The sequence below is a fragment of the Paenibacillus sp. FSL R5-0470 genome, assembly GCF_037975205.1.
GTDB lineage: Bacteria > Bacillota > Bacilli > Paenibacillales > Paenibacillaceae > Paenibacillus_AQ.
The window spans coordinates 6,130,942-6,154,678 of sequence record NZ_CP150238.1 but is presented as its reverse complement, the minus strand read 5'-3'; the positions used below and the strand labels follow the sequence as shown (position 1 = coordinate 6,154,678).

24 protein-coding genes, 14 tRNA genes and 4 rRNA genes are annotated in these 23,737 nt (G+C 46.0%); 39 read left to right on the top strand and 3 right to left on the bottom strand.

Going from position 1 to position 23,737, the window contains the following annotated elements; translation table 11 throughout:
* Nucleotides 1-116 precede the first annotated feature (116 nt).
* On the top strand, nucleotides 117-707 hold the full coding sequence (locus MKY99_RS27345; RefSeq protein ID WP_042132517.1) for a KinB-signaling pathway activation protein: 591 nt from the start codon (nucleotides 117-119) through the stop codon (nucleotides 705-707).
* A 344-nt stretch (nucleotides 708-1,051) separates the two neighbouring features.
* Nucleotides 1,052-1,873, top strand: a complete 822-nt coding sequence (locus MKY99_RS27340) for a PPK2 family polyphosphate kinase (protein ID WP_042192144.1) — start codon at nucleotides 1,052-1,054, stop codon at nucleotides 1,871-1,873.
* Nucleotides 1,874-1,923: 50 nt separating this feature from the next.
* Here the strand turns inward: MKY99_RS27340 and pdaB are convergent, their stop codons facing one another.
* Nucleotides 1,924-2,727 carry a polysaccharide deacetylase family sporulation protein PdaB gene (gene pdaB, locus MKY99_RS27335; RefSeq protein WP_042192142.1) on the bottom strand — a complete coding sequence of 268 codons (804 nt, stop codon included), beginning with the start codon at nucleotides 2,725-2,727 and terminating at the stop codon, nucleotides 1,924-1,926.
* A 108-nt stretch (nucleotides 2,728-2,835) separates the two neighbouring features.
* Between pdaB and MKY99_RS27330 the strand changes: the two genes are divergently transcribed.
* The 20 genes from MKY99_RS27330 to MKY99_RS27235 all read left to right on the top strand — a co-directional run bounded on the left by MKY99_RS27330 (nucleotide 2,836) and on the right by MKY99_RS27235 (nucleotide 10,661).
* Complete coding sequence (locus tag MKY99_RS27330) at nucleotides 2,836-3,447, top strand: stage II sporulation protein M (protein ID WP_339267407.1); 612 nt, start codon at nucleotides 2,836-2,838, stop codon at nucleotides 3,445-3,447.
* Nucleotides 3,448-3,699: 252 nt separating this feature from the next.
* On the top strand, nucleotides 3,700-3,930 hold the full coding sequence (locus MKY99_RS27325; protein ID WP_036680631.1) for a hypothetical protein: 231 nt from the start codon (nucleotides 3,700-3,702) through the stop codon (nucleotides 3,928-3,930).
* 358 nt (nucleotides 3,931-4,288) lie between these two features.
* Nucleotides 4,289-5,846 (top strand): 16S ribosomal RNA (locus tag MKY99_RS27320).
* A gap of 124 nt (nucleotides 5,847-5,970) precedes the next feature.
* Nucleotides 5,971-6,087 (top strand): 5S ribosomal RNA (rrf, locus tag MKY99_RS27315).
* 45 nt (nucleotides 6,088-6,132) lie between these two features.
* Nucleotides 6,133-6,209 (top strand) — tRNA-Ile (locus tag MKY99_RS27310).
* Between the two features lie 20 nt (nucleotides 6,210-6,229).
* Nucleotides 6,230-6,305: transfer RNA gene (locus tag MKY99_RS27305), tRNA-Ala, on the top strand.
* A gap of 140 nt (nucleotides 6,306-6,445) precedes the next feature.
* Nucleotides 6,446-9,371, top strand: a 23S ribosomal RNA gene (locus tag MKY99_RS27300).
* Nucleotides 9,372-9,444: 73 nt separating this feature from the next.
* Nucleotides 9,445-9,561 (top strand): 5S ribosomal RNA (gene rrf / locus MKY99_RS27295).
* The 16S, 23S and 5S rRNA genes sit together here with 14 tRNA genes alongside, the layout of an rRNA operon.
* Nucleotides 9,562-9,567: 6 nt before the next feature.
* Nucleotides 9,568-9,643: transfer RNA gene (locus tag MKY99_RS27290), tRNA-Asn, on the top strand.
* A 1-nt stretch (nucleotide 9,644) separates the two neighbouring features.
* Nucleotides 9,645-9,720 (top strand) — tRNA-Thr (locus tag MKY99_RS27285).
* A gap of 11 nt (nucleotides 9,721-9,731) precedes the next feature.
* Nucleotides 9,732-9,806 (top strand) — tRNA-Glu (locus MKY99_RS27280).
* Between the two features lie 40 nt (nucleotides 9,807-9,846).
* Nucleotides 9,847-9,922, top strand: a tRNA-Val gene (locus MKY99_RS27275).
* A gap of 43 nt (nucleotides 9,923-9,965) precedes the next feature.
* Nucleotides 9,966-10,040, top strand: a tRNA-Gln gene (locus MKY99_RS27270).
* A gap of 5 nt (nucleotides 10,041-10,045) precedes the next feature.
* Nucleotides 10,046-10,118 (top strand) — tRNA-Lys (locus MKY99_RS27265).
* Between the two features lie 15 nt (nucleotides 10,119-10,133).
* Nucleotides 10,134-10,217 (top strand) — tRNA-Leu (locus tag MKY99_RS27260).
* Nucleotides 10,218-10,223: 6 nt separating this feature from the next.
* Nucleotides 10,224-10,298 (top strand) — tRNA-Gly (locus tag MKY99_RS27255).
* 8 nt (nucleotides 10,299-10,306) lie between these two features.
* Nucleotides 10,307-10,383, top strand: a tRNA-Arg gene (locus MKY99_RS27250).
* 31 nt (nucleotides 10,384-10,414) lie between these two features.
* Nucleotides 10,415-10,488 (top strand) — tRNA-Pro (locus MKY99_RS27245).
* Nucleotides 10,489-10,499: 11 nt separating this feature from the next.
* Nucleotides 10,500-10,573: transfer RNA gene (locus tag MKY99_RS27240), tRNA-Gly, on the top strand.
* A 14-nt stretch (nucleotides 10,574-10,587) separates the two neighbouring features.
* Nucleotides 10,588-10,661, top strand: a tRNA-Pro gene (locus tag MKY99_RS27235).
* A 101-nt stretch (nucleotides 10,662-10,762) separates the two neighbouring features.
* On the opposite strand, the gene MKY99_RS27230 is transcribed toward MKY99_RS27235, so the two are convergent.
* Both MKY99_RS27230 and MKY99_RS27225 read right to left on the bottom strand, forming a co-directional pair.
* Nucleotides 10,763-11,176, bottom strand: coding sequence for an ImmA/IrrE family metallo-endopeptidase (locus MKY99_RS27230; protein ID WP_339271807.1), 414 nt, complete (start codon nucleotides 11,174-11,176; stop codon nucleotides 10,763-10,765).
* 31 nt (nucleotides 11,177-11,207) lie between these two features.
* On the bottom strand, nucleotides 11,208-11,636 hold the full coding sequence (locus MKY99_RS27225) for a helix-turn-helix domain-containing protein (RefSeq protein WP_339267405.1): 429 nt from the start codon (nucleotides 11,634-11,636) through the stop codon (nucleotides 11,208-11,210).
* A gap of 284 nt (nucleotides 11,637-11,920) precedes the next feature.
* On the opposite strand from MKY99_RS27225, the gene MKY99_RS27220 reads away from it, so the two are divergent.
* From MKY99_RS27220 to MKY99_RS27140, 17 genes are all read left to right on the top strand, one after another.
* Nucleotides 11,921-12,418 carry an ArpU family phage packaging/lysis transcriptional regulator gene (locus tag MKY99_RS27220; RefSeq protein ID WP_339267403.1) on the top strand — a complete coding sequence of 166 codons (498 nt, stop codon included), beginning with the start codon at nucleotides 11,921-11,923 and terminating at the stop codon, nucleotides 12,416-12,418.
* Nucleotides 12,419-12,841: 423 nt separating this feature from the next.
* On the top strand, nucleotides 12,842-13,255 hold the full coding sequence (locus MKY99_RS27215) for a DUF6838 family protein (RefSeq protein ID WP_339267401.1): 414 nt from the start codon (nucleotides 12,842-12,844) through the stop codon (nucleotides 13,253-13,255).
* Complete coding sequence (locus tag MKY99_RS27210) at nucleotides 13,252-13,431, top strand: hypothetical protein (RefSeq protein WP_339267399.1); 180 nt, start codon at nucleotides 13,252-13,254, stop codon at nucleotides 13,429-13,431. The genes MKY99_RS27215 and MKY99_RS27210 overlap by 4 nt, the downstream gene beginning before the upstream one ends.
* Nucleotides 13,431-14,753, top strand: a complete 1,323-nt coding sequence (locus MKY99_RS27205) for a phage tail sheath family protein (RefSeq protein WP_339267397.1) — start codon at nucleotides 13,431-13,433, stop codon at nucleotides 14,751-14,753. Before MKY99_RS27210 ends, MKY99_RS27205 begins: the two co-directional genes overlap by 1 nt.
* A gap of 1 nt (nucleotide 14,754) precedes the next feature.
* Nucleotides 14,755-15,225: a phage tail tube protein gene (locus MKY99_RS27200; protein WP_076285579.1), complete on the top strand. Its 471-nt coding sequence runs from the start codon at nucleotides 14,755-14,757 to the stop codon at nucleotides 15,223-15,225.
* Between the two features lie 113 nt (nucleotides 15,226-15,338).
* Nucleotides 15,339-15,761: a phage portal protein gene (locus tag MKY99_RS27195; protein ID WP_042131197.1), complete on the top strand. Its 423-nt coding sequence runs from the start codon at nucleotides 15,339-15,341 to the stop codon at nucleotides 15,759-15,761.
* A gap of 26 nt (nucleotides 15,762-15,787) precedes the next feature.
* The gene (locus MKY99_RS27190; protein ID WP_179085817.1) at nucleotides 15,788-15,940 is read left to right on the top strand and encodes a hypothetical protein; all 153 of its coding nucleotides are present in this window, start codon (nucleotides 15,788-15,790) and stop codon (nucleotides 15,938-15,940) included.
* 11 nt (nucleotides 15,941-15,951) lie between these two features.
* Nucleotides 15,952-17,820: a hypothetical protein gene (locus MKY99_RS27185; protein ID WP_339267395.1), complete on the top strand. Its 1,869-nt coding sequence runs from the start codon at nucleotides 15,952-15,954 to the stop codon at nucleotides 17,818-17,820.
* Between the two features lies 1 nt (nucleotide 17,821).
* A complete protein-coding gene (locus tag MKY99_RS27180; RefSeq protein WP_076300990.1) occupies nucleotides 17,822-18,574 on the top strand; it encodes a LysM peptidoglycan-binding domain-containing protein in 753 nt (250 codons plus the stop codon).
* A gap of 9 nt (nucleotides 18,575-18,583) precedes the next feature.
* Nucleotides 18,584-19,546 carry a hypothetical protein gene (locus MKY99_RS27175; RefSeq protein ID WP_339243621.1) on the top strand — a complete coding sequence of 321 codons (963 nt, stop codon included), beginning with the start codon at nucleotides 18,584-18,586 and terminating at the stop codon, nucleotides 19,544-19,546.
* A 5-nt stretch (nucleotides 19,547-19,551) separates the two neighbouring features.
* A complete protein-coding gene (locus tag MKY99_RS27170; protein WP_076301021.1) occupies nucleotides 19,552-19,848 on the top strand; it encodes a DUF2577 domain-containing protein in 297 nt (98 codons plus the stop codon).
* Nucleotides 19,845-20,276, top strand: coding sequence for a DUF2634 domain-containing protein (locus MKY99_RS27165; RefSeq protein WP_339267392.1), 432 nt, complete (start codon nucleotides 19,845-19,847; stop codon nucleotides 20,274-20,276). Before MKY99_RS27170 ends, MKY99_RS27165 begins: the two co-directional genes overlap by 4 nt.
* Entirely contained in the window at nucleotides 20,269-21,327 is a 1,059-nt protein-coding gene (locus MKY99_RS27160) for a baseplate J/gp47 family protein (RefSeq protein ID WP_339267390.1), read from the top strand. The genes MKY99_RS27165 and MKY99_RS27160 overlap by 8 nt, the downstream gene beginning before the upstream one ends.
* Nucleotide 21,328: 1 nt before the next feature.
* A complete protein-coding gene (locus MKY99_RS27155; RefSeq protein ID WP_076300994.1) occupies nucleotides 21,329-21,742 on the top strand; it encodes a phosphoglucomutase in 414 nt (137 codons plus the stop codon).
* A gap of 1 nt (nucleotide 21,743) precedes the next feature.
* Complete coding sequence (locus MKY99_RS27150; protein WP_339267388.1) at nucleotides 21,744-22,766, top strand: DUF2793 domain-containing protein; 1,023 nt, start codon at nucleotides 21,744-21,746, stop codon at nucleotides 22,764-22,766.
* Between the two features lie 11 nt (nucleotides 22,767-22,777).
* A complete protein-coding gene (locus tag MKY99_RS27145; RefSeq protein WP_076300996.1) occupies nucleotides 22,778-23,113 on the top strand; it encodes a hypothetical protein in 336 nt (111 codons plus the stop codon).
* Nucleotides 23,114-23,115: 2 nt separating this feature from the next.
* Nucleotides 23,116-23,727 (top strand): putative phage tail protein, encoded by a 612-nt coding sequence (locus tag MKY99_RS27140; protein ID WP_339267386.1) that lies wholly within the window; start codon nucleotides 23,116-23,118, stop codon nucleotides 23,725-23,727.
* The last annotated feature ends 10 nt before the right edge of the window (nucleotides 23,728-23,737 follow it).

Below are 23,737 nucleotides of genomic sequence, written 5' to 3'. Positions count from 1 at the left end.
CTTTATAGGATTCTCTAGATGTATTATGCCGAATTAGATCACATTTATGTTGTGGGTGTAATGGTGTTTTGTCGGTATCCTTGGTAAAATAAATCTGACAAGAGGAGGTGAATTGGCTGAGTATAAAAAAATGGTTTCATTTATTTTGGACTACCCTCCTTATAGGAGCGGGTGGGGCTGTAATCGCTGGTCTGGCACTACAATTCGTAAATGGTAAAATTGATTTCAAAAGTGTCGGGGATTTCTTTTTATACCCGCTGATTCTGCTTGGCTACGGTATGCTTGTAAGCGTTTATTCGCAACTTGGTTTTTTTGCCTATTTGATTTTGAATTATATGGGCAACGGCGTTTTTCCACAAAAGGTTTGGAAATACATACAACTAGTGCTTTCTGTGCTCGCATTGCTTGAACTGATTTTTTTGCGTACCGTCGTTGGTGGGGAAAGAAATGTTATGTCTGATCTAATATTAGGAATCGTTATTTTGCTAGCAGCTATTATTGTGTCTTATTTCAAAGTAAAAAGTACAAACATCTCAGCTTTGATTCCAACCCTCTTTTTTATGACAGCTATTTCAATTGTGGAAGTTATTGGCGTGCTCCGTATAGGTGTTGATAGTGCGACGGTATTTATTGTTGTTCCGCTTATCGCTTGTAATGCATTCCAAATTTTGATGCTACACCGTATTCTGAAGCCGGCAGCCGGATAATGAATGGGGAAGGCACTAAACAAAGAACCCCGTGCTCTGATCTCAGAAGACGGGGTTTTTTGCTCTAACTGTATCTTAACGATTAAAATCTGATTGTAGAGGTTAATCTTAAAGAACGATACGCTCACAGAACTAAGCGTATGCTTTCGAAGTAAGTTTTGTACGAAGCATCCCGATGATGTATATGCTTTACAAAACTTAGTAGATGCTTCCGAAGTGAGTTTTGTACGAAGTAACACAAGTGTAGTAACGCTCACAAAACTAAGCGTATGCTTTCGAAGTAAGTTTTGTACGAAGCGTCCCGATGATGCATATGCTTTACAAAACTTTCAGGAGGGGAATATATGGACATCAAGCGCTATATGATAAAAGACACAAAAGAAATCCGGCTTAACAAGCTGGATCCGGACGACACAGGTGTTTTTAAATCCAAAAAAGAAGTAGAAGCCAAAACAGAAGAGCTTAAAGCACGTTTGGCAGAGCTCCAAGATATTTTGTTTGCTCAGAAAAAGCATTCGCTGCTTGTTATTCTGCAAGGAATGGATTCCAGCGGTAAGGATGGCACGGTTAAGCATATTTTTTCAGGCATTAATCCACAAGGATTTATAGTGACCAGCTTCAAGAAACCATCTCTAGAGGAAGAGGCTCATGATTTTCTATGGAGGGTTCATCAGAAGACACCCCCTAAGGGATATATCTCTGCATTTAACCGCTCGCATTATGAAGATGTATTGGTACCACGGGTACACGGAGGGTTAAAAAAGGATGACTTGAAGCGTCGCTTTCGTTACATACGGCAGTTCGAGGAAATGCTGGTGGAAGAGGGGACGACAATTATCAAGCTTTTTCTGCATATTTCTAAAGAGAAGCAGCTGAAGAAGATTAAGGAACGGCTTGAAGATCCCAAAAAACATTGGAAATTCGATGCAAGTGATCTCCAGGAGCGGGAGTATTGGGATGATTACCAAGAAGCATATGAAGATGTCTTCAAGGAATCTAGCATAGATAAAGCACCCTGGTACTGGATACCCGCCAATCATCAATGGTACCGCAACTATTTGACCTTATCCATCGTTGTAAAGACACTGGAGAGTCTGGATCTGAGCTATCCGAAGCTGAATACCCCCACACCTGACATATCGGAACTCATTTCTCCACGTCATTAATCCTTTGGACAGATCAACATCCATTACGGCACCAGAGATTGAATATGTTTTTACAGCCCAGCTGCGTCCTCAATGGCATTACTCAGTGAAGCTGAGTCGCGTACTTCTTTACCTTCGGTGTTGCTTTGACTAATCAGCTCAGAGACGGTAACGAATTCATAACCTTGTCTGCGGAGCTCGTCGATAATGAGTGGAAGTGCTTCATGTGTTTGTTTACAGGAATCACTGGCATGTAGAAGGACGATATCACCTGGATGCGCTTTTGTCGTTACACGCTTCACGATATTGTCTACGCCGATGTTCTTCCAGTCCAGGGAGTCTGTATCCCATTGAATGACCTTGTAGCCGAGATCGCTGGCAACCTGAAGGACTCTTTTGTCAAAATCACCATTAGGCATACGAATCAAATTAGGTTCAGTGCCGGTTAATTCGGTAAGTACGGTGTGAGCCGTTGAGATCTGTGTACGAATTTCTTCGTTGCTAAGTGTGCTGTAATTGACGTGTTTATGACCATGACTTCCAATTTCAAAACCTGCATTCTTGATGTTAGTTACAATGTCTGGGTGAGTCTTACTCCATGGAGACGATAGGAAGAAGGTGGCTTTGTCCACTTTCTTGTCTTCAAGTACCTTCAAAATTGGTTCGGGTCTTTTCTCCCCCCAGCTAATATCGAAGGTCAGGGCAATCAGCTTCTTCTCTGTTGGTACACTGTAGATCGCGGAAGGTCCGGATTCAGAAAAAACGGTTATGTTTCCCCTCTCGACATAGACAACTCCAGCAGCAAGAAGCACAGCGGCGAAGATATAGATGAATCGTTTAATCTTTTTGCCGCTGAATACATAAAAAGAATTCATAATGACAGCGCTCCTCTCCCATGCGAAATGCTTGTTTGTTCTAAATGTATGCTCGTACCGCAAGGTTATGACCTAAGAAACAGAGATCACAATTTCAGGAGGGTATTTATGTTGTCGTTCTTCACGTTTATTAAAGATCTAAAAACGATCCGGAAGGCTTTATTGCTATCCTGTCTGCTGTTCGCAGTAGGAGCGGTTATAGGGTGGGTAGCTACTAGCAGTCTGGAAAAGCTATTGGTTCAGCAATTAGAGGGGCTCAGTGAAATCAGTGGCAACCTTAGAGATTCTTCTAATCCGCAATGGAGCTTCTTTGTATTTATATTTTTGAATAACAGCATCAAGGGTGTTCTTATCATATTTTTAGGAGGGTTGTTCGGTATACTGCCAACCATATTCTTATTTATTAACGGAGCGGTTATCGGCTATCTGATTCATTTATCAGCACTGCAAGGACAGGATTTATTCGAACTAATAGTAAAAGGACTGCTGCCACATGGGATTATAGAGATTCCAGCAATCATTATTGCTTGTGCATTTGGACTTCAGTTCGGCGGGAAAGTAGTTGCAAGCCTGTTTAGCTCATCCACTAAAAAAGTGAACAGAGGTGTTGAGTGGTCTTCGTTCATGCGTCAAACACTTACGGCATCTATTTGGACAATAATCCTGTTATTTGTTGCAGCCATCATTGAAAGCACAATAACTTTTTCTCTTTTATCATAAAACTTCCGAGAATGGAGCATAACAGTAAAGCTATTCATCCAAGGATTGCCTAAAGGTCAGAAGTATATAATCGTGACGAAACCATAAAGGGAATTTTTAATAATTATGGTTATAAAAAGAGTACTCCGGTTAATCTAGTGTAAGAGGATCTTAAGGCAGCTTTCTCCATGAGATGGACTAACTAATTATGTACAAGGGGTTTTTGGTTTTAGTGAATGTGTTACTTGCAACTTCATGAAGGAGGCCAAGCATATGTTGGGAATGTTGTTCAACGAAAAAGAATGCAAGGAACTGGATTATGTTTTGCGGAAAGAACTTGATGAGATGCTGTTAGATTTGAGCGATCAGCGCTTGGACCAAAATATCAGGCATGCCATCGCCAATAGATATAAGACTGTATTTCGTATGTATGCTCGTTTTGCTCCTCAGAAAGAGCTTTCCAAGTATGCATGGGGTGGACGTTCTTCTCAGTATAAACACTAAGGATAAGCAGTAAATGCAAGAGTCTTATATGAATTTAAGATTTTTTAATAAAATAGCTTGACTAAAAAGGAGTGCTCGTGATAAATTATATCTCGCGCTCCTTTTGCTTGTGTAAAAGGGAAGCGGAAGGCAAGAAAAGTTGAAAAAAACTTTTTCAAAAAAAAGACTTGCCAAACAACGAAACACTGTGATATATTATAAAGGTCGCCGCTGACAAACAACGACGACGAAATGAGAGACATTGATCTTTGAAAACTGAACAACGAGTGAGTAGGAAATCACGAAAGTGAAATCCAAAATTAGAGAATTAATTTTCTCGTCAGATGTTTCAAAATGAGCATATCGCTCTTTTCAATACTAATTGGAGAGTTTGATCCTGGCTCAGGACGAACGCTGGCGGCGTGCCTAATACATGCAAGTCGAGCGGAGTTACTTTGAAAGCTTGCTTTCAAAGTAACTTAGCGGCGGACGGGTGAGTAACACGTAGGCAACCTGCCCCTTAGACTGGGATAACTACCGGAAACGGTAGCTAATACCGGATAATTTCTTTTTTCTCCTGAAGAAAGAATGAAAGACGGAGCAATCTGTCACTGAGGGATGGGCCTGCGGCGCATTAGCTAGTTGGTGGGGTAACGGCCCACCAAGGCGACGATGCGTAGCCGACCTGAGAGGGTGAACGGCCACACTGGGACTGAGACACGGCCCAGACTCCTACGGGAGGCAGCAGTAGGGAATCTTCCGCAATGGACGAAAGTCTGACGGAGCAACGCCGCGTGAGTGATGAAGGTTTTCGGATCGTAAAGCTCTGTTGCCAGGGAAGAACGTCCGGTAGAGTAACTGCTATCGGAGTGACGGTACCTGAGAAGAAAGCCCCGGCTAACTACGTGCCAGCAGCCGCGGTAATACGTAGGGGGCAAGCGTTGTCCGGAATTATTGGGCGTAAAGCGCGCGCAGGCGGTCATTTAAGTCTGGTGTTTAAACCTTGGGCTCAACCTGAGGTCGCACTGGAAACTGGGTGACTTGAGTACAGAAGAGGAAAGTGGAATTCCACGTGTAGCGGTGAAATGCGTAGATATGTGGAGGAACACCAGTGGCGAAGGCGACTTTCTGGGCTGTAACTGACGCTGAGGCGCGAAAGCGTGGGGAGCAAACAGGATTAGATACCCTGGTAGTCCACGCCGTAAACGATGAGTGCTAGGTGTTAGGGGTTTCGATACCCTTGGTGCCGAAGTTAACACAGTAAGCACTCCGCCTGGGGAGTACGGTCGCAAGACTGAAACTCAAAGGAATTGACGGGGACCCGCACAAGCAGTGGAGTATGTGGTTTAATTCGAAGCAACGCGAAGAACCTTACCAGGTCTTGACATCCCTCTGAATCCACTAGAGATAGTGGCGGCCTTCGGGACAGAGGAGACAGGTGGTGCATGGTTGTCGTCAGCTCGTGTCGTGAGATGTTGGGTTAAGTCCCGCAACGAGCGCAACCCTTAACTTTAGTTGCCAGCAAGTAATGTTGGGCACTCTAGAGTGACTGCCGGTGACAAACCGGAGGAAGGTGGGGATGACGTCAAATCATCATGCCCCTTATGACCTGGGCTACACACGTACTACAATGGCCGGTACAACGGGAAGCGAAGCCGCGAGGTGAAGCCAATCCCATCAAAGCCGGTCTCAGTTCGGATTGCAGGCTGCAACTCGCCTGCATGAAGTCGGAATTGCTAGTAATCGCGGATCAGCATGCCGCGGTGAATACGTTCCCGGGTCTTGTACACACCGCCCGTCACACCACGAGAGTTTACAACACCCGAAGTCGGTGGGGTAACCCGCAAGGGAGCCAGCCGCCGAAGGTGGGGTAGATGATTGGGGTGAAGTCGTAACAAGGTAGCCGTATCGGAAGGTGCGGCTGGATCACCTCCTTTCTATGGAGAATCGTCTTCTGCAATGAAGACATTCAAATCGGAAGTTAAACTTCCACAATAGAACCTTCGGGTTCGAACACTCACTCGTGTTCAGTTTTGAAAGAGTAAGTCTCTTTCATATACGTTTGGTGGCGATAGCGGAGGGGTTCCACACGTACCCATCCCGAACACGACCGTTAAGCCCTCCAGCGCCGATGGTACTTGGACCGAAGGGTCCTGGGAGAGTAGGACGCCGCCAAGCGGACAACCATTCTTTGGTTGATTCACAATGTTATATATGTTATATGGGCTTTTAGCTCAGTTGGTTAGAGCGCACCTCTGATAAGGGTGAGGTCGGTGGTTCGAGTCCACCAAGGCCCACCATATAACTTTATATCTTTTATGGGGCCATAGCTCAGCTGGGAGAGCGCCTGCCTTGCAAGCAGGAGGTCAGCGGTTCGATCCCGCTTGGCTCCACCATAATTTTTAATTCAATACCTTCTTTAAACATTGATCCTTGAAAACTGGATACCGAAACGAATTTGCGTTTTAGAACATCTTTTAGCAACTTGTGCAAACAAGTAAATGTTATTAGTGAGATTTTTCTTAGGAAAAATCGAGGTTAAGCTAATAAGAGCACACGGAGGATGCCTAGGCGCCAGGAGCCGACGAAGGACGTGGCGAACAACGAAACTGCCTCGGGGAGCTGTAAGCAAGCTTTGATCCGGGGGTGTCCGAATGGGGAAACCCAGCTGTGGTAATTCGCAGTTACTCATCTCTGAACACATAGGAGATGTAGAGGCAGACCAGGGGAACTGAAACATCTAAGTACCCTGAGGAAGAGAAAACAATAGTGATTCCGTCAGTAGCGGCGAGCGAACGCGGAACAGCCTAAACCTAAGAGCTTGCTCTTAGGGGTTGTGGGACGTCTCACATGGAGTTACAAAGGAATATGGTAGGTGAAGAGGTCTGGAAAGGCCCGCGATAGAGGTAAAAGCCCTGTAGCCTAAACTGTGTTCTCTCCGAGACGGATCCCGAGTAGTGCGGGGCACGTGAAACCCCGTATGAATCCAGCAGGACCATCTGCTAAGGCTAAATACTACCTGGCGACCGATAGTGAAACAGTACCGTGAGGGAAAGGTGAAAAGCACCCCGGAAGGGGAGTGAAATAGAACCTGAAACCGTGTGCTTACAAAAAGTCAGAGCCCTATTAATGGGTGATGGCGTGCCTTTTGTAGAATGAACCGGCGAGTTACGTTTAACATGCAAGGTTAAGTCGAGAAGACGGAGCCGCAGCGAAAGCGAGTCTGAATAGGGCGACTCAGTATGTGGACGTAGACCCGAAACCGTGTGATCTACCCCTGTCCAGGGTGAAGGTGCGGTAACACGCACTGGAGGCCCGAACCCACGCATGTTGAAAAATGCGGGGATGAGGTGGGGGTAGCGGAGAAATTCCAATCGAACTCGGAGATAGCTGGTTCTCCCCGAAATAGCTTTAGGGCTAGCCTCGGTATAAGAGTAGTGGAGGTAGAGCACTGATTGGGTGCGGGGTCCGCAAGGATTACCAAGCTCAGTCAAACTCCGAATGCCATATACTTATTGCCGGGAGTCAGACAGTGAGTGCTAAGATCCATTGTCAAAAGGGAAACAGCCCAGACCATCAGCTAAGGTCCCCAAGTGTGTGTTAAGTGGGAAAGGATGTGGAGTTGCACAGACAACCAGGATGTTGGCTTAGAAGCAGCCACCATTGAAAGAGTGCGTAATAGCTCACTGGTCGAGTGACTCTGCGCCGAAAATGTAACGGGGCTAAACACACCACCGAAGCTATGGCTAGATACGTATGTATCTGGGGTAGGGGAGCGTTGTATGTGGGTTGAAGGTGTACCGTAAGGAGCGCTGGACAGCATACAAGTGAGAATGCCGGTATGAGTAACGAAAAGATCAGTGAGAATCTGATCCGCCGAAAGCCCAAGGTTTCCTGAGGAAGGCTCGTCCGCTCAGGGTAAGTCGGGACCTAAGGCGAGGCCGAAAGGCGTAGTCGAAGGACAACAGTTTGAAATTACTGTACCACCGTAATCCGCTATGAGCGATGGGGTGACGCAGGAGGGTAGTGACGCGGACTGATGGATATGTCCGTCTAAGCAGTGAGGCTGATGTGTAGGCAAATCCGCACATCGTTAAGGCTGGGCTGTGATGGGGAGCGAAAATTACAGTAGCGAAGGTCATGATCTCACACTGCCAAGAAAAGCCTCTAGCCAGGAAAAGGTGCCCGTACCGCAAACCGACACAGGTAGGCGAGAAGAGAATTCTAAGGCGCGCGGAAGAACTCTCGTTAAGGAACTCGGCAAAATGACCCCGTAACTTCGGGAGAAGGGGTGCCCCGGTAGTGTGAATAGCACGAGGGGCCGCAGTGAAAAGGCCCAAGCGACTGTTTAGCAAAAACACAGGTCTGTGCGAAGCCGCAAGGCGAAGTATACGGGCTGACGCCTGCCCGGTGCTGGAAGGTTAAGGGGAGTGGTTAGGGGTAACCCGAAGCTATGAACCGAAGCCCCAGTAAACGGCGGCCGTAACTATAACGGTCCTAAGGTAGCGAAATTCCTTGTCAGGTAAATTCTGACCCGCACGAATGGCGTAACGACTTGGGCGCTGTCTCAACGAGAGATCCGGTGAAATTTTAATACCTGTGAAGATGCAGGTTACCCGCGACAAGACGGAAAGACCCCATGGAGCTTTACTGCAGCTTGATATTGAATTTGGGTACGATCTGTACAGGATAGGTGGGAGCCGTAGAAATCGGAGCGCAAGCTTCGGTGGAGGCGCCGTTGGGATACCACCCTGATCGTATCTAGGTTCTAACCTAGTACCCTTACCGGGTACGGGGACCGTGTCAGGCGGGCAGTTTGACTGGGGCGGTCGCCTCCTAAAGAGTAACGGAGGCGTTCCAAGGTTCCCTCAGAATGGTTGGAAATCATTCGAAGAGTGCAAAGGCATAAGGGAGCTTGACTGCGAGACCTACAAGTCGAGCAGGGACGAAAGTCGGACTTAGTGATCCGGTGGTACCGCATGGAAGGGCCATCGCTCAACGGATAAAAGCTACCCTGGGGATAACAGGCTTATCTCCCCCAAGAGTCCACATCGACGGGGAGGTTTGGCACCTCGATGTCGGCTCATCGCATCCTGGGGCTGAAGTAGGTCCCAAGGGTTGGGCTGTTCGCCCATTAAAGCGGTACGCGAGCTGGGTTCAGAACGTCGTGAGACAGTTCGGTCCCTATCTGTCGTGGGCGCAGGAAATTTGAGAGGAGCTGTCCTTAGTACGAGAGGACCGGGATGGACGTACCGCTGGTGCACCAGTTGTTTCGCCAGAAGCATGGCTGGGTAGCTACGTACGGACGGGATAAGCGCTGAAAGCATCTAAGCGTGAAGCCCCTCAAGATGAGATTTCCCAATTAGTAAGACCCCTTGAAGACGACGAGGTAGATAGGTTGGAGGTGGAAGTGCAGTAATGCATGGAGCTGACCAATACTAATCGGTCGAGGGCTTATCCTATACTTAAAACGCAAATTCAATTCGGATTCAGTTTTCAGGCATCAAGCCTGAGCATTTACGCTGTAAATGCCCGTTTGGTGGCGATAGCGGAGGGGTTCCACGCGTACCCATCCCGAACACGACCGTTAAGCCCTCCAGCGCCGATGGTACTTGGACCGAAGGGTCCTGGGAGAGTAGGACGTTGCCAAGCGGATATTCCCTGATAGCTCAGTTGGTAGAGCACTCGACTGTTAATCGAGTTGTCACAGGTTCGAGTCCTGTTCGGGGAGCCATGCTCTCATAGCTCAGCAGGTAGAGTGCTTCCATGGTAAGGAAGAGGTCACCGGTTCGAATCCGGTTGAGAGCTCCACAGATTTGCAAGGCCCGTTGGTCAAGGGGTTAAGACACCTCCCTTTCACGGAGGTAACATGGGTTCGAATCCCATACGGGTCACCAACTTTTACTTGTACTTACCCTTAGAGGGTCCCATAGATATGGAGGCTTAGCTCAGCTGGGAGAGCATCTGCCTTACAAGCAGAGGGTCGGGGGTTCGATCCCCTCAGCCTCCACCATAATCTTCCTGAGAGATTATGGGCAACATAGAGGTACCATCAATGGGGATTAGCCAAGTGGTAAGGCAACGGACTTTGACTCCGTCACTCATAGGTTCGAATCCTATATCCCCAGCCAAGTGCGAGCCATTAGCTCAGTTGGTAGAGCACCTGACTTTTAATCAGGGTGTCGAAGGTTCGAGTCCTTCATGGCTCACTTTTATTATTACATGCGCGTGTGGCGGAATGGCAGACGCACCAGACTTAGGATCTGGCGTTTCACGACGTGGGGGTTCAAGTCCCTTCACGCGCACCACTTATTGCGGACGTGGCTCAGCGGTAGAGCATCGCCTTGCCAAGGCGAGGGTCGCGGGTTCGATTCCCGTCGTCCGCTCCATAATTTTTGCGCCCTTAGCTCAGCTGGATAGAGCGTTTGACTACGAATCAAAAGGCCGGGAGTTCGAATCTCTCAGGGCGCGCCATTTTTTTTATTAAGCAATTATAGTATTTTAACGGGATGTAGCTCAGCTTGGTAGAGCACCTGGTTTGGGACCAGGGGGTCGCATGTTCAAATCGTGTCATCCCGATTTTCACCTTTGCGGGTGTAGTTCAATGGTAGAACTTCAGCCTTCCAAGCTGATAGCGTGGGTTCGATTCCCATCACCCGCTCCATAATTTTATAGTAACGGGATGTAGCTCAGCTTGGTAGAGCACCTGGTTTGGGACCAGGGGGTCGCATGTTCAAATCGTGTCATCCCGATACTCAGCTTAATTGCTCTTAGAAAGCTCTTACTTCGGTAAGAGCTTTTTTTGTTATGTATAGAATTAAAACACGCATAAATTCATATATCATATGTTCTATCATTCTTCCAAAAGAAACTGTACTTCTGGCGGAATGCCAATCCGTAGATAATAACTTTTACAGGATTCTTCTTGCTCAGGATTACTGCCTATGGATAGTAGCTTTACAGCAAAGACGTTAGCTTGACGCTCAAGCTTGCCAGGAGAGAAGTAAGAGCTTTCTTCTAGGAAAAAGCGGTTAATCCCCTTATGAAGACGATCATGTCCTAATTCATGCGCACAAACGAAGCGCTGCCACTCAATTGGCAACTCATTATGAATGACGATAAATCTTCTTCTTAGTTTTCGGTAATATAATCCCTTTGTGCCTGTCCCAAGGTTCATGAAGCGAATATGAATACCTAGCGCTGAGGCCAGCTCGAACGGACAGTTGGTTTTATATTTTTTAATCAGATTATTGATCAGTTCATCCATATTCTTCACCTGCAGCATGTTAGTGTAGTTATTAAGTGTTGTTGGATTTCTTTCTCTTGTTCATCTGTTTGGCTTCCCAGAATAAGCCGGTCAGTACATCTTTTATCCTCTGTTTGTCATCCTTGTCTAGTGGAATCCCATCAAACATCAGCTCTCCATCATCCTCCAGCATTTTACGGAAGTCACGTTTATCCTTGCTTGTAGCCCACTCTGGGACAATCTCTTCGGTTGGAAGAGTCTGTTCCTGCAAATACCCCGCTTGATCCATTAGCTCCTCGTACGGGACTCCTGTAGCCTCTGCTATTTTGCGTAATGTAGTTGGCTTAGGAACTCCTCTTAGACCATTTTCAATCCGTGAAATCTGTGATCCGCTAATACCTGCTGCTGCTGCCAATTGATTAATAGTGAGTCCCTTAGTTTCGCGAAGTTGCTTCATATAATCCCCAAAATCCTGTTTCATCTCAACCACTCCTTATAGACTGAAGCTTATGTAATTAATATAAGCCATTTTTGCCAATTGGTAAACAACAAAGCGTATATTATTGCCAAAAGGCAAGATAATGGAGGGAAAGCTATCCTTTTTCGCCCAAAACAGACTCAAACGGGGTTTTACGAGATTGGTAGAGAAGTGGTATATTATAGAAAAATACGAACAGAATACGAACACTTTTATATTTTAGCACATTGCTTAGGAAACTTCCGCAATTTAATCTCATTCTGTTAAAACCTAAAGGAGTGCATAAAATGATGAACATATCTGCTTTACCGGAGCTAGACCGTCGCCGAACCCAGGTCGCTATAGAGAGCATGTTGGAGAAATATCGCATTTTTAAGACCGTTACATTTGAGGCTAAGGAAGCCAGTACTACTTATTCGTATACAGAAAGATTTCATGGTCCTACGAATACTGTTACTGATCAGACTGCTGCGATAGCTTCTTATAATGTGGATATACCGGCTGCTAGGAGGGCTTTTTGCTCGGCGATAGACTCTGTGGTAGAAAGACTGGATACGAGGGAACAGCAATTAGTAAGAGAGCGTTATATGAAAAGAGACGAAACGTACGATTATACGATTTACAATCATGTGTTTGATCCACCGGTGAGTAAGGACACTTACGTGAAGATACGTTCGAAGGCTTTTTATAAGATGGCTTTGGCTTTAACGGATCTCGGTCTACTGTCCCTTAACACTTTAATAACAGCACCTAGAGTGAAGAAAGAGAAGATTAGTATTACTTAAGAGATATAGACGGTTACTAAAGACTGTGTCGTCCGAGCGGATGATGCGGTCTTTTTTTATGATTTTATGTTCCTCCGAAAAACCGCTCTATACCATCCCAAAGCTAGCTTAAACCTCGTCGGTATACCGTCTCTGCAAGGCAAATAGGGGTGTATATTTATAACATGGCAAATGAAGCAAAAAGAACACCGCAAGAGCATGAATGCTCTGCTAATAGTTCAACCCTAGTGGTGATGAGAACAAATCTAGCGGTGAAAGATTCTTTTGGCATTGGCCTAGTGTAGAAGGGTATTATCCAACATCGGATAGTATCCTTTTTGTTCTTAATTTTAGTAGAGGGGGTGTCTTCTTAATGTTAATGCAATTGAAGGTTAACACCATCAAAGATCGGCGATCCGCCGCAGATCAGAAAGGAATGGAGTGATGTCGGTACAACAATTACGAGAACACATTACGAGTGCGCTGGAGAGGTACTTTCCAGATGTGCCTGTATATGTGGAGGGGGAGAAACCTCAGACGGCATATTTTTATCCCGGACTGATCTCAGCGACACTGGATCGGCAGCGGGAAGGCAGGTATTTGGCGGTCTATCGCTTCGGTATCCGTTATGAACAAGGAAGTTTACTAGAAGCCGAGAGAATGGCTGATAAGCTAAGCGAGGCAATGGCAGGGATGGAGCAAGAAGGTGGTTCTTTTCGTGTAGTTAGGCAGGCCTGGGAAGCTGGGGCTGTGGGACATGGACCGCTTTTTACGACGGACTATATGGTGTATTTGCAAAGTGAGAAGCCTGACCTCATTAAGATGGGACATATGATAGGAGGAGAAAGACTGAAATGAGCACAAAGGTGAGTAATGGAGAACGTTTTGGTAAAGAGCAGATTGTGAATTCATCGCTTTTTACGGTTAAGGAAAAGGATGTGCTGAACGTTATTTTGCAGGATGACAAAAGTTATACGATCGAAGAAGCGAAGCAATCTATGGGATTGTTTATTAATAAGGAGGTTTTGAACTAATGGCAGGCGGAACATGGACAACTCAAAATAAGGTACGCCCCGGGGTGTACGTAAATGTAGCATCGAATCAAGGTGCCATCGGCAAAATGGGAGAACGCGGAATTACTGCTTTGGCACTTGCCTTATCTTGGGGAGAACTCGGAGTGATCATGAAGATTACCCCGCAGGACGACGTGAATAAGCTGCTAGGTTATGGTTTGGAACATCTAACATTGCTGCCAGTACGCGAAGCGCTGAAACATGCGGGAACATTACTGCTCTATCGATTGAATGAAGGGGTTAAAGCGGCGGTCACTAACAATGGTCTACAGGTTACGGCTAAATACGGCGGTGTACGCGGAAACGATCTTTCTGTTGTTATTGAAAAGAATATTGAGAATAATGCTCTTTTTGATGTAAAGACACTGCTGAATGGAACTGAACTGAATAAACAAACGGTTGGAACGGCTGAAGAGTTGGTCGCTAACGATTATGTACAATTCCAGAAAAATGGTGCAGAAGGCTTGAAGCTAACCGCAGGGATGCCGCTTATTGGCGGAGCTAATGGTACGGTGACAAATGGTGCGCATAGCGATTTCTTGTCTGCTCTTGAGGTGCTTGAGTTCCAAACGGTTGGACTAGTATCACAGGATAGTACGCTTAAGGCGCTGTATAGCTCTTGGGTGAGAAGACTGCGGGATACGGAAGGTAAGAAAGTGCAGGCTGTACTATCGGATTATGCTACTGCGGGTCATGAGGGTGTGATCAGCGTGAAGAATGGGGTAGTACTGAGTGACGGAACTAGGATTGATAACAACAATGCTGTTGCTTGGGTGGCCGGTGCTACGGCTGCTGCTGAGGTGAATCAATCACTGACTTATCAGGGATATGACGACTCCGTTGACGCTGATGTGCGGCTTAGCCATTCTGAGACGACTGCAGCTTTGCTGCGAGGTGAATTGCTCTTTACTTACAGTGGAGGGCGAGCTGTGGTGGAGCAAGATATTAACACGTTTACGGCATTTTCTCCGGATAAAGGCAAAGCGTTCTCCAAAAATCGTGTGCTACGCGTGCTGGATGGGATTGCGAATGATCTGAAGCGTATTTTTGAGAACTACTACATTGGTAAGGTAGCGAATAATGAAGATGGACGGGCTCTGTTCTGGTCACAATGTGCGACTTATATGAATGATCTGCAGGATATGGGTGCGATTGAGGGCTTTAACGCGCAGACAGATGTTGTCGTTGTGGCTGGTGCGGATAGTGATAGTATCGTGCTGGATGTGGCTGTGAAACCGGTAGATTCCGTAGAAAAAGTATATATGAAAGTGAAGGTGGTTTAAGATGGCATTTTTAAAAGCTAGTGATACGATTTCCGGCCAGGAGGGCCGTGCGTATGCCGTGATTGGTACGCAAGCTGAAGAGATGTTCTATGTGAAGACGCTTGAAGCTACGGTAGAAAAAACAAAGGCAGAGGTGAAGACTCTAGGCCGCCGTGGTGTTCAGCATAAAGCGACTGGATGGTCGGGCAGCGGTTCGATGACGATTTTTTATATGACTAGCCGTTTCCGCCAGATGATGCTCGATTATATGAATACAGGTGTCGATCAATATTTCGATATTGAGGTTACGAATGAAGACCCATCGTCCAGTGTGGGAGCACAACGCATTATTTTAAAAGGCGTGAACCTTGATAGTGTCATCATGGCTTCTCTTGATACAGAATCAGATGCGCTGGAAGAAGAAGTGAGCTTTACCTTTGAAGACGTGCAGATTGTGCAAGCATTTGGCGCTCCCGCCGGCTCCGGAAAATAATAAAGACAACTAGATAGGAGCAAGTAAGGCCCGGGCGTGCAGGTGAGCGGCGGGTCTCTTCTCTGTCTAGTTAGTAGTACTAGAAGAAACTAAATCATTTTAGGAGGAAGACAATGAGTGAATTAAGTTTGTTTTTTGCGCAAAATGTAGCATGTGACACGACCGAGGAGTTTGTAGTATCGCAGCGGTTTAAGGATAAGGAAGGAAACGCAGTTGCCTGGAAGCTACGCAGTATGAACGAGGATGAGAATCAGGAATGCCGTAAAGCAGCTACTCGTAAGGTCAAAGGTAAGAACGGAGTGTATACCTCCGAGATTGAACCGAATGATTATATGGCTAAGCTTATGACCTCAAGTGTGGTGCATCCAGATCTGAAAAATGCTGAGCTACAACGTTCTTATGGTGTTCTTGGTGCCGAAACGCTGCTGCGTAAAATGCTGCTTCCAGGTGAATTTGCGGCACTGGGTGAACGGGTACAGGCCTTGAATGGCTTCGGTACAGATATGAACGAGCTGGTGGATGAAGTAAAAAACTAATCAACGAGGGCGACAGCGAAGCCAACTTGGCTTACTACGCCCTCCACGAGCTGCATATTTTACCGCATGAGCTGATGAAGCTGTCTTCGCGCGAACGTGCCGCAATCTATGCGATGATTTCTGTTCGGGTGGAGAAGGAGAAGCGGGATCAGGCACGGAGTAAGGCGAGGAAGAGATAGGGGGTGAATGAATGAAAATAGAAGCATCTAAAGCTATAATGCTACCGATGAAATCCCTGGGAATTTGGAAGAGTGTTAATAAACAATGTGTTCGTGTAAACAGTAATCTGGATATCGTTAATCGTCTACTCAAGGGAATGCAAGTAGTTGTTAAGCGGTCAAGTGATGAAATGAGCCGTTCTCTTAATCAAGTTAACCAGTCTTTACAGGACATCAACGATACACTACTTGAGGGCTTTAAACGGCTCCCTCCTAAGGTTGTAGTTTCCAGGGATATAGTTATTGAGCAAAGCCAACAAGCGGGGCAATCTCAACAGCTAGCTCTTCTATTGGGTAAAAAGGAAGAAGAAAAAGCGAAGAAGGTAAATTGGTGGAAGGGATTAAAAGCAAAAGAGAAAAAGAAAGAAGAAGAGAAAAAGCCTGAAGTTAAGGCCGATCCAACCCCCAAGCCCAAAATCAATCTGAGCAAGGAACCACCAGTTCCACCATCCCCACCATCTCCTGACTCGAAAATTATGAAATTTCTCAAGACAGCAGATGTGGTGAAACCATTTAACGCGGTTAAGTCTTTGGGGGAGAAAGCTGTAAAAGCTGCGGCAGAACCAGAAGATATCGCCAACTGGAATAAGCTGAATGAGAATACAGACGCTGCGCTTGGAAAAATCGGTGAGAAAGCAATGGGAGCCTTGAGGCCAGTGATGGATACCTTGAACACGGCGCTAACTTCAGGCCAATTGTTGCCGATTATAGATGCCATGGCTAATGGATTTCTCTTCATTGCTAATGTGATTAGCATGGTAGTTGATGGAATATTATGGTTGGTTGGAGTAGTGCAGGAGAACTGGGCTTGGATTGAACCTTTCCTAATAGCGATAGCTACCGTCTATTTAGCAGCAATAATTGTTCAGGTGTATCTACTTGCAGCAGCATGGATGGTAGCCAACTGGCCTATTCTAGTAGTAATAGCCGTTATTGGAGCTCTTATTTTAATTTTTCAGTTATTAGGTGTTTCAGCGGGGGATGTCGTTGGAGCTATAGCTGGGGCATTTGGGTGGTTAGGGGTCCATATACAGAATATTATAATATATTTGCAAAATATATTTATAAGTTTTAAAGATTTTCTTCAGAACTTGTTTATAGATCCTGTTTATGCGATTAAGAAGCTCATTTACGACTTAGCAGTTAACTTCTTGGATCTTATGTATCAGATGGCAATTGGCGCTGAAAACTTTGCAGGTGGATTTATGAAGGTAGTAGCACAAGCTATTAATGCAATGCTACCAAGTGTTAAGAAACTACTGGATTTGTTGAGCAAAATACCAGGATTAGAAGGATTAGCTAATATAAAAATAGATTATTTAAATCCTGAAGAACCCCATGCTGTGAGCGGAATGATTAAAAATTTGAAGGGACAATTGGTTGCCCCAACCAGTGATAAGGCTGTGAAAAACTCTGAGAAGAAAGATTATTTAGAATATGCGGATACAGTTAATGCTTACGCTCAAAAGGGGAAGGATTTCGCTGGGAAATTTAGTGATTTGGGAAGGAAAGCAGAAAAGATAACGGAAGAGGCAAAAGGGCAATCAAAAATCTCACAAACAGAAATCTTTGCCAACCAGAGCAACAATCTAAACACCGTAAACCGCGTGAAAGAACTCGACTCCATCAACGACACTGTAGACATCTCTAGCGATGATCTGAAAATGCTGAGGGAGCTGGCGGAGATTCAGGCGATCCAGAATTTTGTGCAGCTGACGCCGACGGTGCAGGTAACAACTGGAAATATCAACAATGCTGGAGACATTGATACGATTATCAACAAGATCGGGCAAAAGCTGAACGAAGAGTTTGTCTCTACAGCGCAGGGGGTGTATACGTAACGTGGAAGAGTACGGGATTTTTCTTGGTTTTAATAATCAGGCGGAAGCATTCCGGCTACCAGTCAACCCGGAGACCTTAGAGATCAAAGAGAGCGGGGATGGAAAAAGCTATACCATTATAGATTTGGGTGAAATCAATACGATTGCTTATCCGAAGCTTACGGAGATTACAATTGAAAGTATTTTTCCGGCACAAAAATATCCGTTCGTATTGGTGCAAGAGGACGGGTTGAAGAGACCTTTTGAATATGTGGAGCTGATTAAGAAGTGGATGACTAGTCGCAGACCTATTCGTTTTGTATTCTCTGGGGTGAGTTATGCTGATGACTTGAAAAAAGCTGATGGGAAGCTAAACAACCCTCAGAAATGGTTAAAGGAATCATCGACTAGTGAGGATAAATCCATAGAAATTGATTTCGGTGTGAACATGGCTATGAGTATTGAAGGTTTCTCTTGGAAGCTCAGTGCGGGTACATCAGGGGATATTGAATATTCTTTATCTCTCAAAAAGTATGTATTCTATCAAGCGGTAGCAGTTAAGGTTGTCAAAGATGAAGTGAAGGTAGAACAGAAGCGGGCTAATGAAAAGCCCAAACCTAAAACGTATATCATGAAATCTAAAGACAATCTATGGAAAATCGCTAAAGAAATTCTTGGAGATGGCAAAAGGTGTGGAGAAATCCAGAAACTTAATGGCATTAAAGATAGTGAGCTGAGGAAGCTTCCAATCGGTAAGGTCATTAAGCTACCGTAGGAGGCTGTTATGGAGCTACTTGTAAAGAATAAGGAAGGACATTTATGGGATATTTCAGGTATCGTCTCCGATATTACATGGAAAACTGCTCGTTCAGGCAAACCATCAACGCTAGAGTTAACACTTGTGGACAGTGGTATCTATCAGCATCCCAAGTTTAGCATCAGCAACGGTGATATTATTCAGTTCAGCAAAGATAATGTGGATGTATTCTACGGGTTTGTGTTCAGCATTGATACAGGCTCGGATCAGGAGATTAAGCTGACTGCTTATGATCAGATTCGTTATTTACTAGGCAATGGTAGTTATGTTTTGCAGGATGTCACGGCTAGCGATGTTATTACTAAAATAACCAAGGACTACGGCCTGAAGACAGGTGTGCTGGAGAATACAGAATACCGAATTCCCTCATTAATTGAAGATGACAAAAAGCTGCTGGACATCATTATGGGAGCGATCGGCAGTGAGCTTCAGTATAAGGGGCGGCTGATGGCTTTTTACGATGACTTTGGTAAGCTGACGCTTCGTAAACCGGAGTCTATGCTGCTTAATCTGGTGCTGGGAGCGGGGCAGTATCTGTACGACTATTCGCTCAAAAAAAGTATTGATGATGATACGTACAACACCATTTTTCTATACAAGGATAACGAGAAGTCTGGTAAGCGTGATTTCTTTCCGGTTAGCGATAAGGATAATGTGAAACGCTGGGGTATCCTGCACTTGTATCAGAAGGCCGATGACAAAGCGAATGCTGCACAAATTCAGGAGAAGGCAAATAATCTGCTAAAAATGCACAACCGTGAAAAGCTTAGTCTCTCCGTACAGGCGATTGGTGATATGCGCGTAAGGGCTGGTAATTTCATTTATGTCCTGCTTGATGAATTCAAGACTCAGGTGTTTCTGGTGGATCAATGTAGTCATAAGATTTCCGGTGGGGAGCATACGATGTCCCTCGATATAAAGGTGGTATAGAAATGATGTTGGATATTATAAAAAAAGCAAGCTTAGGAGCCGTGGGAAATACAAATCCCGTGGCTTTTTCTTATGGGACAGTAACGGAGGCAGCTCCTTTGCAGATCCAGGTGGATCAACGTTTTATTTTATCGGGGAATGCGCTAGTGCTGCCTGAATCGGTAATGGAATGTAAAGTCGAGCTAGAGGGTAGAGAAGTGGTAGTGCGTCGAGGGCTTGCCTCTGGTGATCGGGTTCTGATGGTTCGGATGCAGGGTGGACAAAGCTATATTGTTCTGGATCGGCTGGTGAGTCCGATATGATTCCTGCGATTGGAAAAGCTGGACCGATAACTGCGCTTCTTGAAGGCGAGGTCAACCTTGAGCGTGGGGAAAGCCCCAGTCTAACCTACCGAATGGATTGGGACAGAAAAAGGATCACTGGCCAAGCGGATGGACTTGAGGCAGTGCAGCAGGCAGCAGCCAAAATTCTGCGAACCGATAGATTTGAACATCTGATTTACAGTTCGGATTACGGAACAGAGTGGCAGCTGGTTCTGGGTAAGGATCGGCTGTTAGTCAGAGCTGAAATCAGACGTGTCATTAGTGAGGCCTTACTTCAGGATGAACGAATCCTTAGCTTAGAAAATATTGAGGTTTCTTTTACCGGAGAAAACTTAACTTTTGACTGCAAGGTGGTCACACGTTACGGAAATTTTCAGCTGAGAAAGGAGTGGAATGAGGATGTATGAGGATCAGACGTATGAGGCTCTTTTAGAGCGGATGCTGGACCGGGTTCCGTCAGGTCTGGATAAACGCGAGGGCAGCATTATTTATGACGCGCTCGCTCCGGCAGCAGCAGAGCTGGCGCAAATGTACATTGAGCTGGATGTGAACAATAATCTGTATTTTGCAGATACGGCGACCGGAGAGTACTTGGAGCGAAGTATATCCTGGTCAGGAATTGTTAGGCGAGAAGCGAGCAAAGCGCAACTGAAGGGGATTTTTTATAAAGCGGATGGAGGATTTGTAGATGTCCCTCTCGGAAGCCGCTTTTCACTCGATATGCTGAATTATATGGCTGTGGAGAAGCTATCTCCTGGAGTGTATCGCTTGGAGAGTGAAACAGCTGGAGAAGAAGGAAACCGATATTTTGGCTCTTTGCTGCCGGTGGATTATATTTCAGACCTCGCGCGCGGAGAAATAGCTTCCCTTCTGATCCCTGGAGAGAACGCCGAAAGTGATGAATCGCTACGTCAGCGTTATTTGGATTCAGCCAGACGCCCAGCTACTAGCGGCAATAAATATCACTATATGGAGTGGGCTATGCAGGTTGTGGGGGTGGGAGGTGCACGTGTTTTTCCGTTATGGAACGGTCCTAAGACGGTGAAGGTGATTGTTGTGGATGCCGAGAAACTTCCTGCTTCTGAGCTACTGGTGACTAAGGTTCAGCATTACATTGATCCGGTCTCTGGAGCGGGTGAGGGGCAAGCACCCGTAGGTGCAGTTGTAACAGTAGCGTCGGCGAAAGGCAAAAGTATTAGTGTAAGCGCAAAAGTTACCCTCGCTTCAGGTTATGCGCTGCAAGCTGTAAATGATGAATTCAAGGGGATTCTTGAGAGTTATCGCAAGGAGAAGGCTTTTTCAGCAACCTATATTAGCCAGTCAGTAATCGGTGCACTATTGCTAGCTACTGAGGGAGTCGCGGATTACAGTGAACTGAAGCTGAACGGTGGAGCGGGCAACGTAATGTTGAACGAAGAAGAAATACCTTTGTTCGGCAACGTTTTACTGGAGGTGTAGCATGGGTTACCCGGAGAAAGTTGATATTTTTCAAGAAAAGCTTAATAAAAAAGCAAATGGTGGCAGCTATGTTATTGAAGAGAGATTACCGCTTGTAAATGGCATGTATAGTGGTGCGCTTGCGCATGACAACATCAATAATCAGACCATCGCGGTGTACACAGGGTCACAGTATTCCGGGATCGAGCTACGTAATTTTACGGTGTCTTTTCCGGATGAAGCGCCATGGCGGCGGTTGATTAAGATTTTTGCCGATGTGCCCGAGGTTTATGTGACTTACGAAACCCCCGGGGATACAGTTGAAGCGGATGATATTAATGGTTTGCAGGTAAGTATTACCGCTGTTCAAACTGAAATAGAACGGTATAAGAACAAGGGTCAGATTGACGGAGGATCATTCAGAAGAGAGGTGTAAAATGGCACAGACTATACAAATAAAGCGGGGAACAAAGGCTGAGCTAACGAGTTATGGCGTGTTGAAGGCGGGTGAGCTTGGTTTTTGCAGTGATACTAAGGAAGTTTATATTGGTGACGGCACGTCTAATTCCACGGTCGGAAGGGCGTTGTCCGGGCCAGAAGCTTCGCGTCCGGTTGCAGGAGCCGTTGGCCGTTTGTATTACGTGACTACGGGTACGAATAGCGGATATTTGTATTTTGATGATGGGGCAGCTTGGCGGCGGGTGAACGCGCAGAAGCTTAGCGATCTGACAGGTACAATTGATGATATCGCTGATGGAGCAACCTACGCGAAGGTGCTTAAAGCGGATATTAGTGCGGGACATATCAATAAAGTATCAGATGGCACGAATGTAAAGACTGCCGCTGAGATCAAGACTCACATTGACGATGTGACCAAGCACCGGACGATCAATGATGCCGGGACTACGATTACAGATTTGTGGTCAGCGCAAAAGATTAAAAATGAAATTGAGTTGGCCAAGCATAACATCGAACCGCAAGCATCGGTAAAAGATCAGAACCTGCTGGCTCCACCTGCCAGTCCGGTTGAGGGTGACCGATACATTATTCCAGCGGGAGCAACCGGGGCATGGGCGGGAAAAACGAATCAAATCGTGGAGTACCAATCTGCTGTTTGGGTATTTTATGTTCCTGCCGTAGGCTGGACCGCTTACGTCGATGATGAGCAAAAGATCTATAGCTGGAATGGCAGCGCATGGGTACGCACGGGTGGTGCGCTACAGACCATTACAGCTGGGAACGGGCTGATTGGTGGTGGTCAGGCCGATGCTGTGACACTGAATATTGGTGCAGGCAATGGAATCACGGTTACTGCAGACGCGATTGCGGTTACGGCTGGAAAAGGGATCACCGTAGATGGATCCGGTGTAGCTGTAAGTGTGGATGGAAGTAGCATCATTTATGATGCTGCGAATGGCAATAAACTTACCGTAGCCAGTATTGATGGCGGAACTTTCTAGGGGGCTGGACAATGGCTTTAAAGACATTGATACAAATACGCCGCGGATTGGAAAGTGCGATTGGAGCACTGGCTATTGGTGAGCTTGGCTATTGTACAGACAGTGGCAAGCTGTACATTGGTTCTGCTGCTGGTAATGTCTTACTGGTAGCCGCGCAGAGTACCGGGGATATGCTGAAAAGCATTTACGATACGAATAACAATGGCAAGGTGGATTTTGCGCAACAAGCGGATAGTGTAGCTTGGGCGGGGGTAGCGGGTAAACCAGCGGTATTCCCTCCGGCGGCGCATACACATGATTATTTGCCCAAAGGGCCCCTAACCTGGAATCAACTGAAGGGGGTGTGAGGATGAGTTACGGCAGCTCTTTATACAGCGAATTGCAATATTCCGCAGATAAAGATTCGAGTCATCCGGATGAAGTCGAGGCGCCTGATCTAATGCAGTATTTGTCGGATTATTATAAGGATGTTCGTGAAATGGAGAAGCTTCAGGAGACCATCGGGCTAGAAATTGGTGGACTGAAGGTGGGCACTATAGATGTACTGGATCAGGCGTTTATTGAAACGGCAACGGTAAGTCTTGGACGTTGGGAGGCTGAGCTTGGACTAAATATTGATTCATCCAAGTCATATGCCACACGCCGAGAGATGATTAAGGCGAAACTGCGTGGAAACGGGACGACAACGCCGGAGATGATCCAGCGGACGGCGTCCGCTTTTTCAGGTGGTGTGGTTGAAGTTAAGGAAGTGCCCAATGAGTATCGTTTTGAGATTCATTTTGTGAGTACGTTGGGCATTCCTCCCAATATGGCAGGGTTGATTCAAATCATCGAAGAGATTAAACCTGCGCATTTGGCTTATGAATTTGTGTTCAGCTATACCTGGTGGGACTCTGTTAAGGCTTTGACCTGGGAGAGTGCCCACAGTAAAACATGGAACGAATTAAGAACTTATAGATAGGAGAGTGACA

Excerpts from the sequence above, each read along its gene's own strand:
- MKY99_RS27170 (WP_076301021.1), top strand. The coding sequence starts at position 19,552 with ATGTTGGATATTATAAAAAAAGCAAGCTTAGGAGCCGTGGGAAATACA.
- MKY99_RS27175 (WP_339243621.1), top strand. The coding sequence starts at position 18,584 with ATGGAGCTACTTGTAAAGAATAAGGAAGGACATTTATGGGATATTTCA.
- MKY99_RS27230 (WP_339271807.1), bottom strand. The coding sequence starts at position 11,176 with ATGGATGAACTGATCAATAATCTGATTAAAAAATATAAAACCAACTGT.
- MKY99_RS27195 (WP_042131197.1), top strand. The coding sequence starts at position 15,339 with ATGAGTGAATTAAGTTTGTTTTTTGCGCAAAATGTAGCATGTGACACG.
- MKY99_RS27330 (WP_339267407.1), top strand. The coding sequence starts at position 2,836 with ATGTTGTCGTTCTTCACGTTTATTAAAGATCTAAAAACGATCCGGAAG.
- MKY99_RS27140 (WP_339267386.1), top strand. The coding sequence starts at position 23,116 with ATGAGTTACGGCAGCTCTTTATACAGCGAATTGCAATATTCCGCAGAT.
- MKY99_RS27215 (WP_339267401.1), top strand. The coding sequence starts at position 12,842 with ATGTCGGTACAACAATTACGAGAACACATTACGAGTGCGCTGGAGAGG.
- MKY99_RS27185 (WP_339267395.1), top strand. The coding sequence starts at position 15,952 with ATGAAAATAGAAGCATCTAAAGCTATAATGCTACCGATGAAATCCCTG.
- MKY99_RS27165 (WP_339267392.1), top strand. The coding sequence starts at position 19,845 with ATGATTCCTGCGATTGGAAAAGCTGGACCGATAACTGCGCTTCTTGAA.
- MKY99_RS27205 (WP_339267397.1), top strand. The coding sequence starts at position 13,431 with ATGGCAGGCGGAACATGGACAACTCAAAATAAGGTACGCCCCGGGGTG.
- MKY99_RS27155 (WP_076300994.1), top strand. The coding sequence starts at position 21,329 with ATGGGTTACCCGGAGAAAGTTGATATTTTTCAAGAAAAGCTTAATAAA.
- MKY99_RS27150 (WP_339267388.1), top strand. The coding sequence starts at position 21,744 with ATGGCACAGACTATACAAATAAAGCGGGGAACAAAGGCTGAGCTAACG.
- MKY99_RS27145 (WP_076300996.1), top strand. The coding sequence starts at position 22,778 with ATGGCTTTAAAGACATTGATACAAATACGCCGCGGATTGGAAAGTGCG.
- pdaB (WP_042192142.1), bottom strand. The coding sequence starts at position 2,727 with ATGAATTCTTTTTATGTATTCAGCGGCAAAAAGATTAAACGATTCATC.
- MKY99_RS27340 (WP_042192144.1), top strand. The coding sequence starts at position 1,052 with ATGGACATCAAGCGCTATATGATAAAAGACACAAAAGAAATCCGGCTT.
- MKY99_RS27325 (WP_036680631.1), top strand. The coding sequence starts at position 3,700 with ATGTTGGGAATGTTGTTCAACGAAAAAGAATGCAAGGAACTGGATTAT.
- MKY99_RS27210 (WP_339267399.1), top strand. The coding sequence starts at position 13,252 with ATGAGCACAAAGGTGAGTAATGGAGAACGTTTTGGTAAAGAGCAGATT.
- MKY99_RS27220 (WP_339267403.1), top strand. The coding sequence starts at position 11,921 with ATGATGAACATATCTGCTTTACCGGAGCTAGACCGTCGCCGAACCCAG.
- MKY99_RS27160 (WP_339267390.1), top strand. The coding sequence starts at position 20,269 with ATGTATGAGGATCAGACGTATGAGGCTCTTTTAGAGCGGATGCTGGAC.
- MKY99_RS27200 (WP_076285579.1), top strand. The coding sequence starts at position 14,755 with ATGGCATTTTTAAAAGCTAGTGATACGATTTCCGGCCAGGAGGGCCGT.
- MKY99_RS27225 (WP_339267405.1), bottom strand. The coding sequence starts at position 11,636 with ATGAAACAGGATTTTGGGGATTATATGAAGCAACTTCGCGAAACTAAG.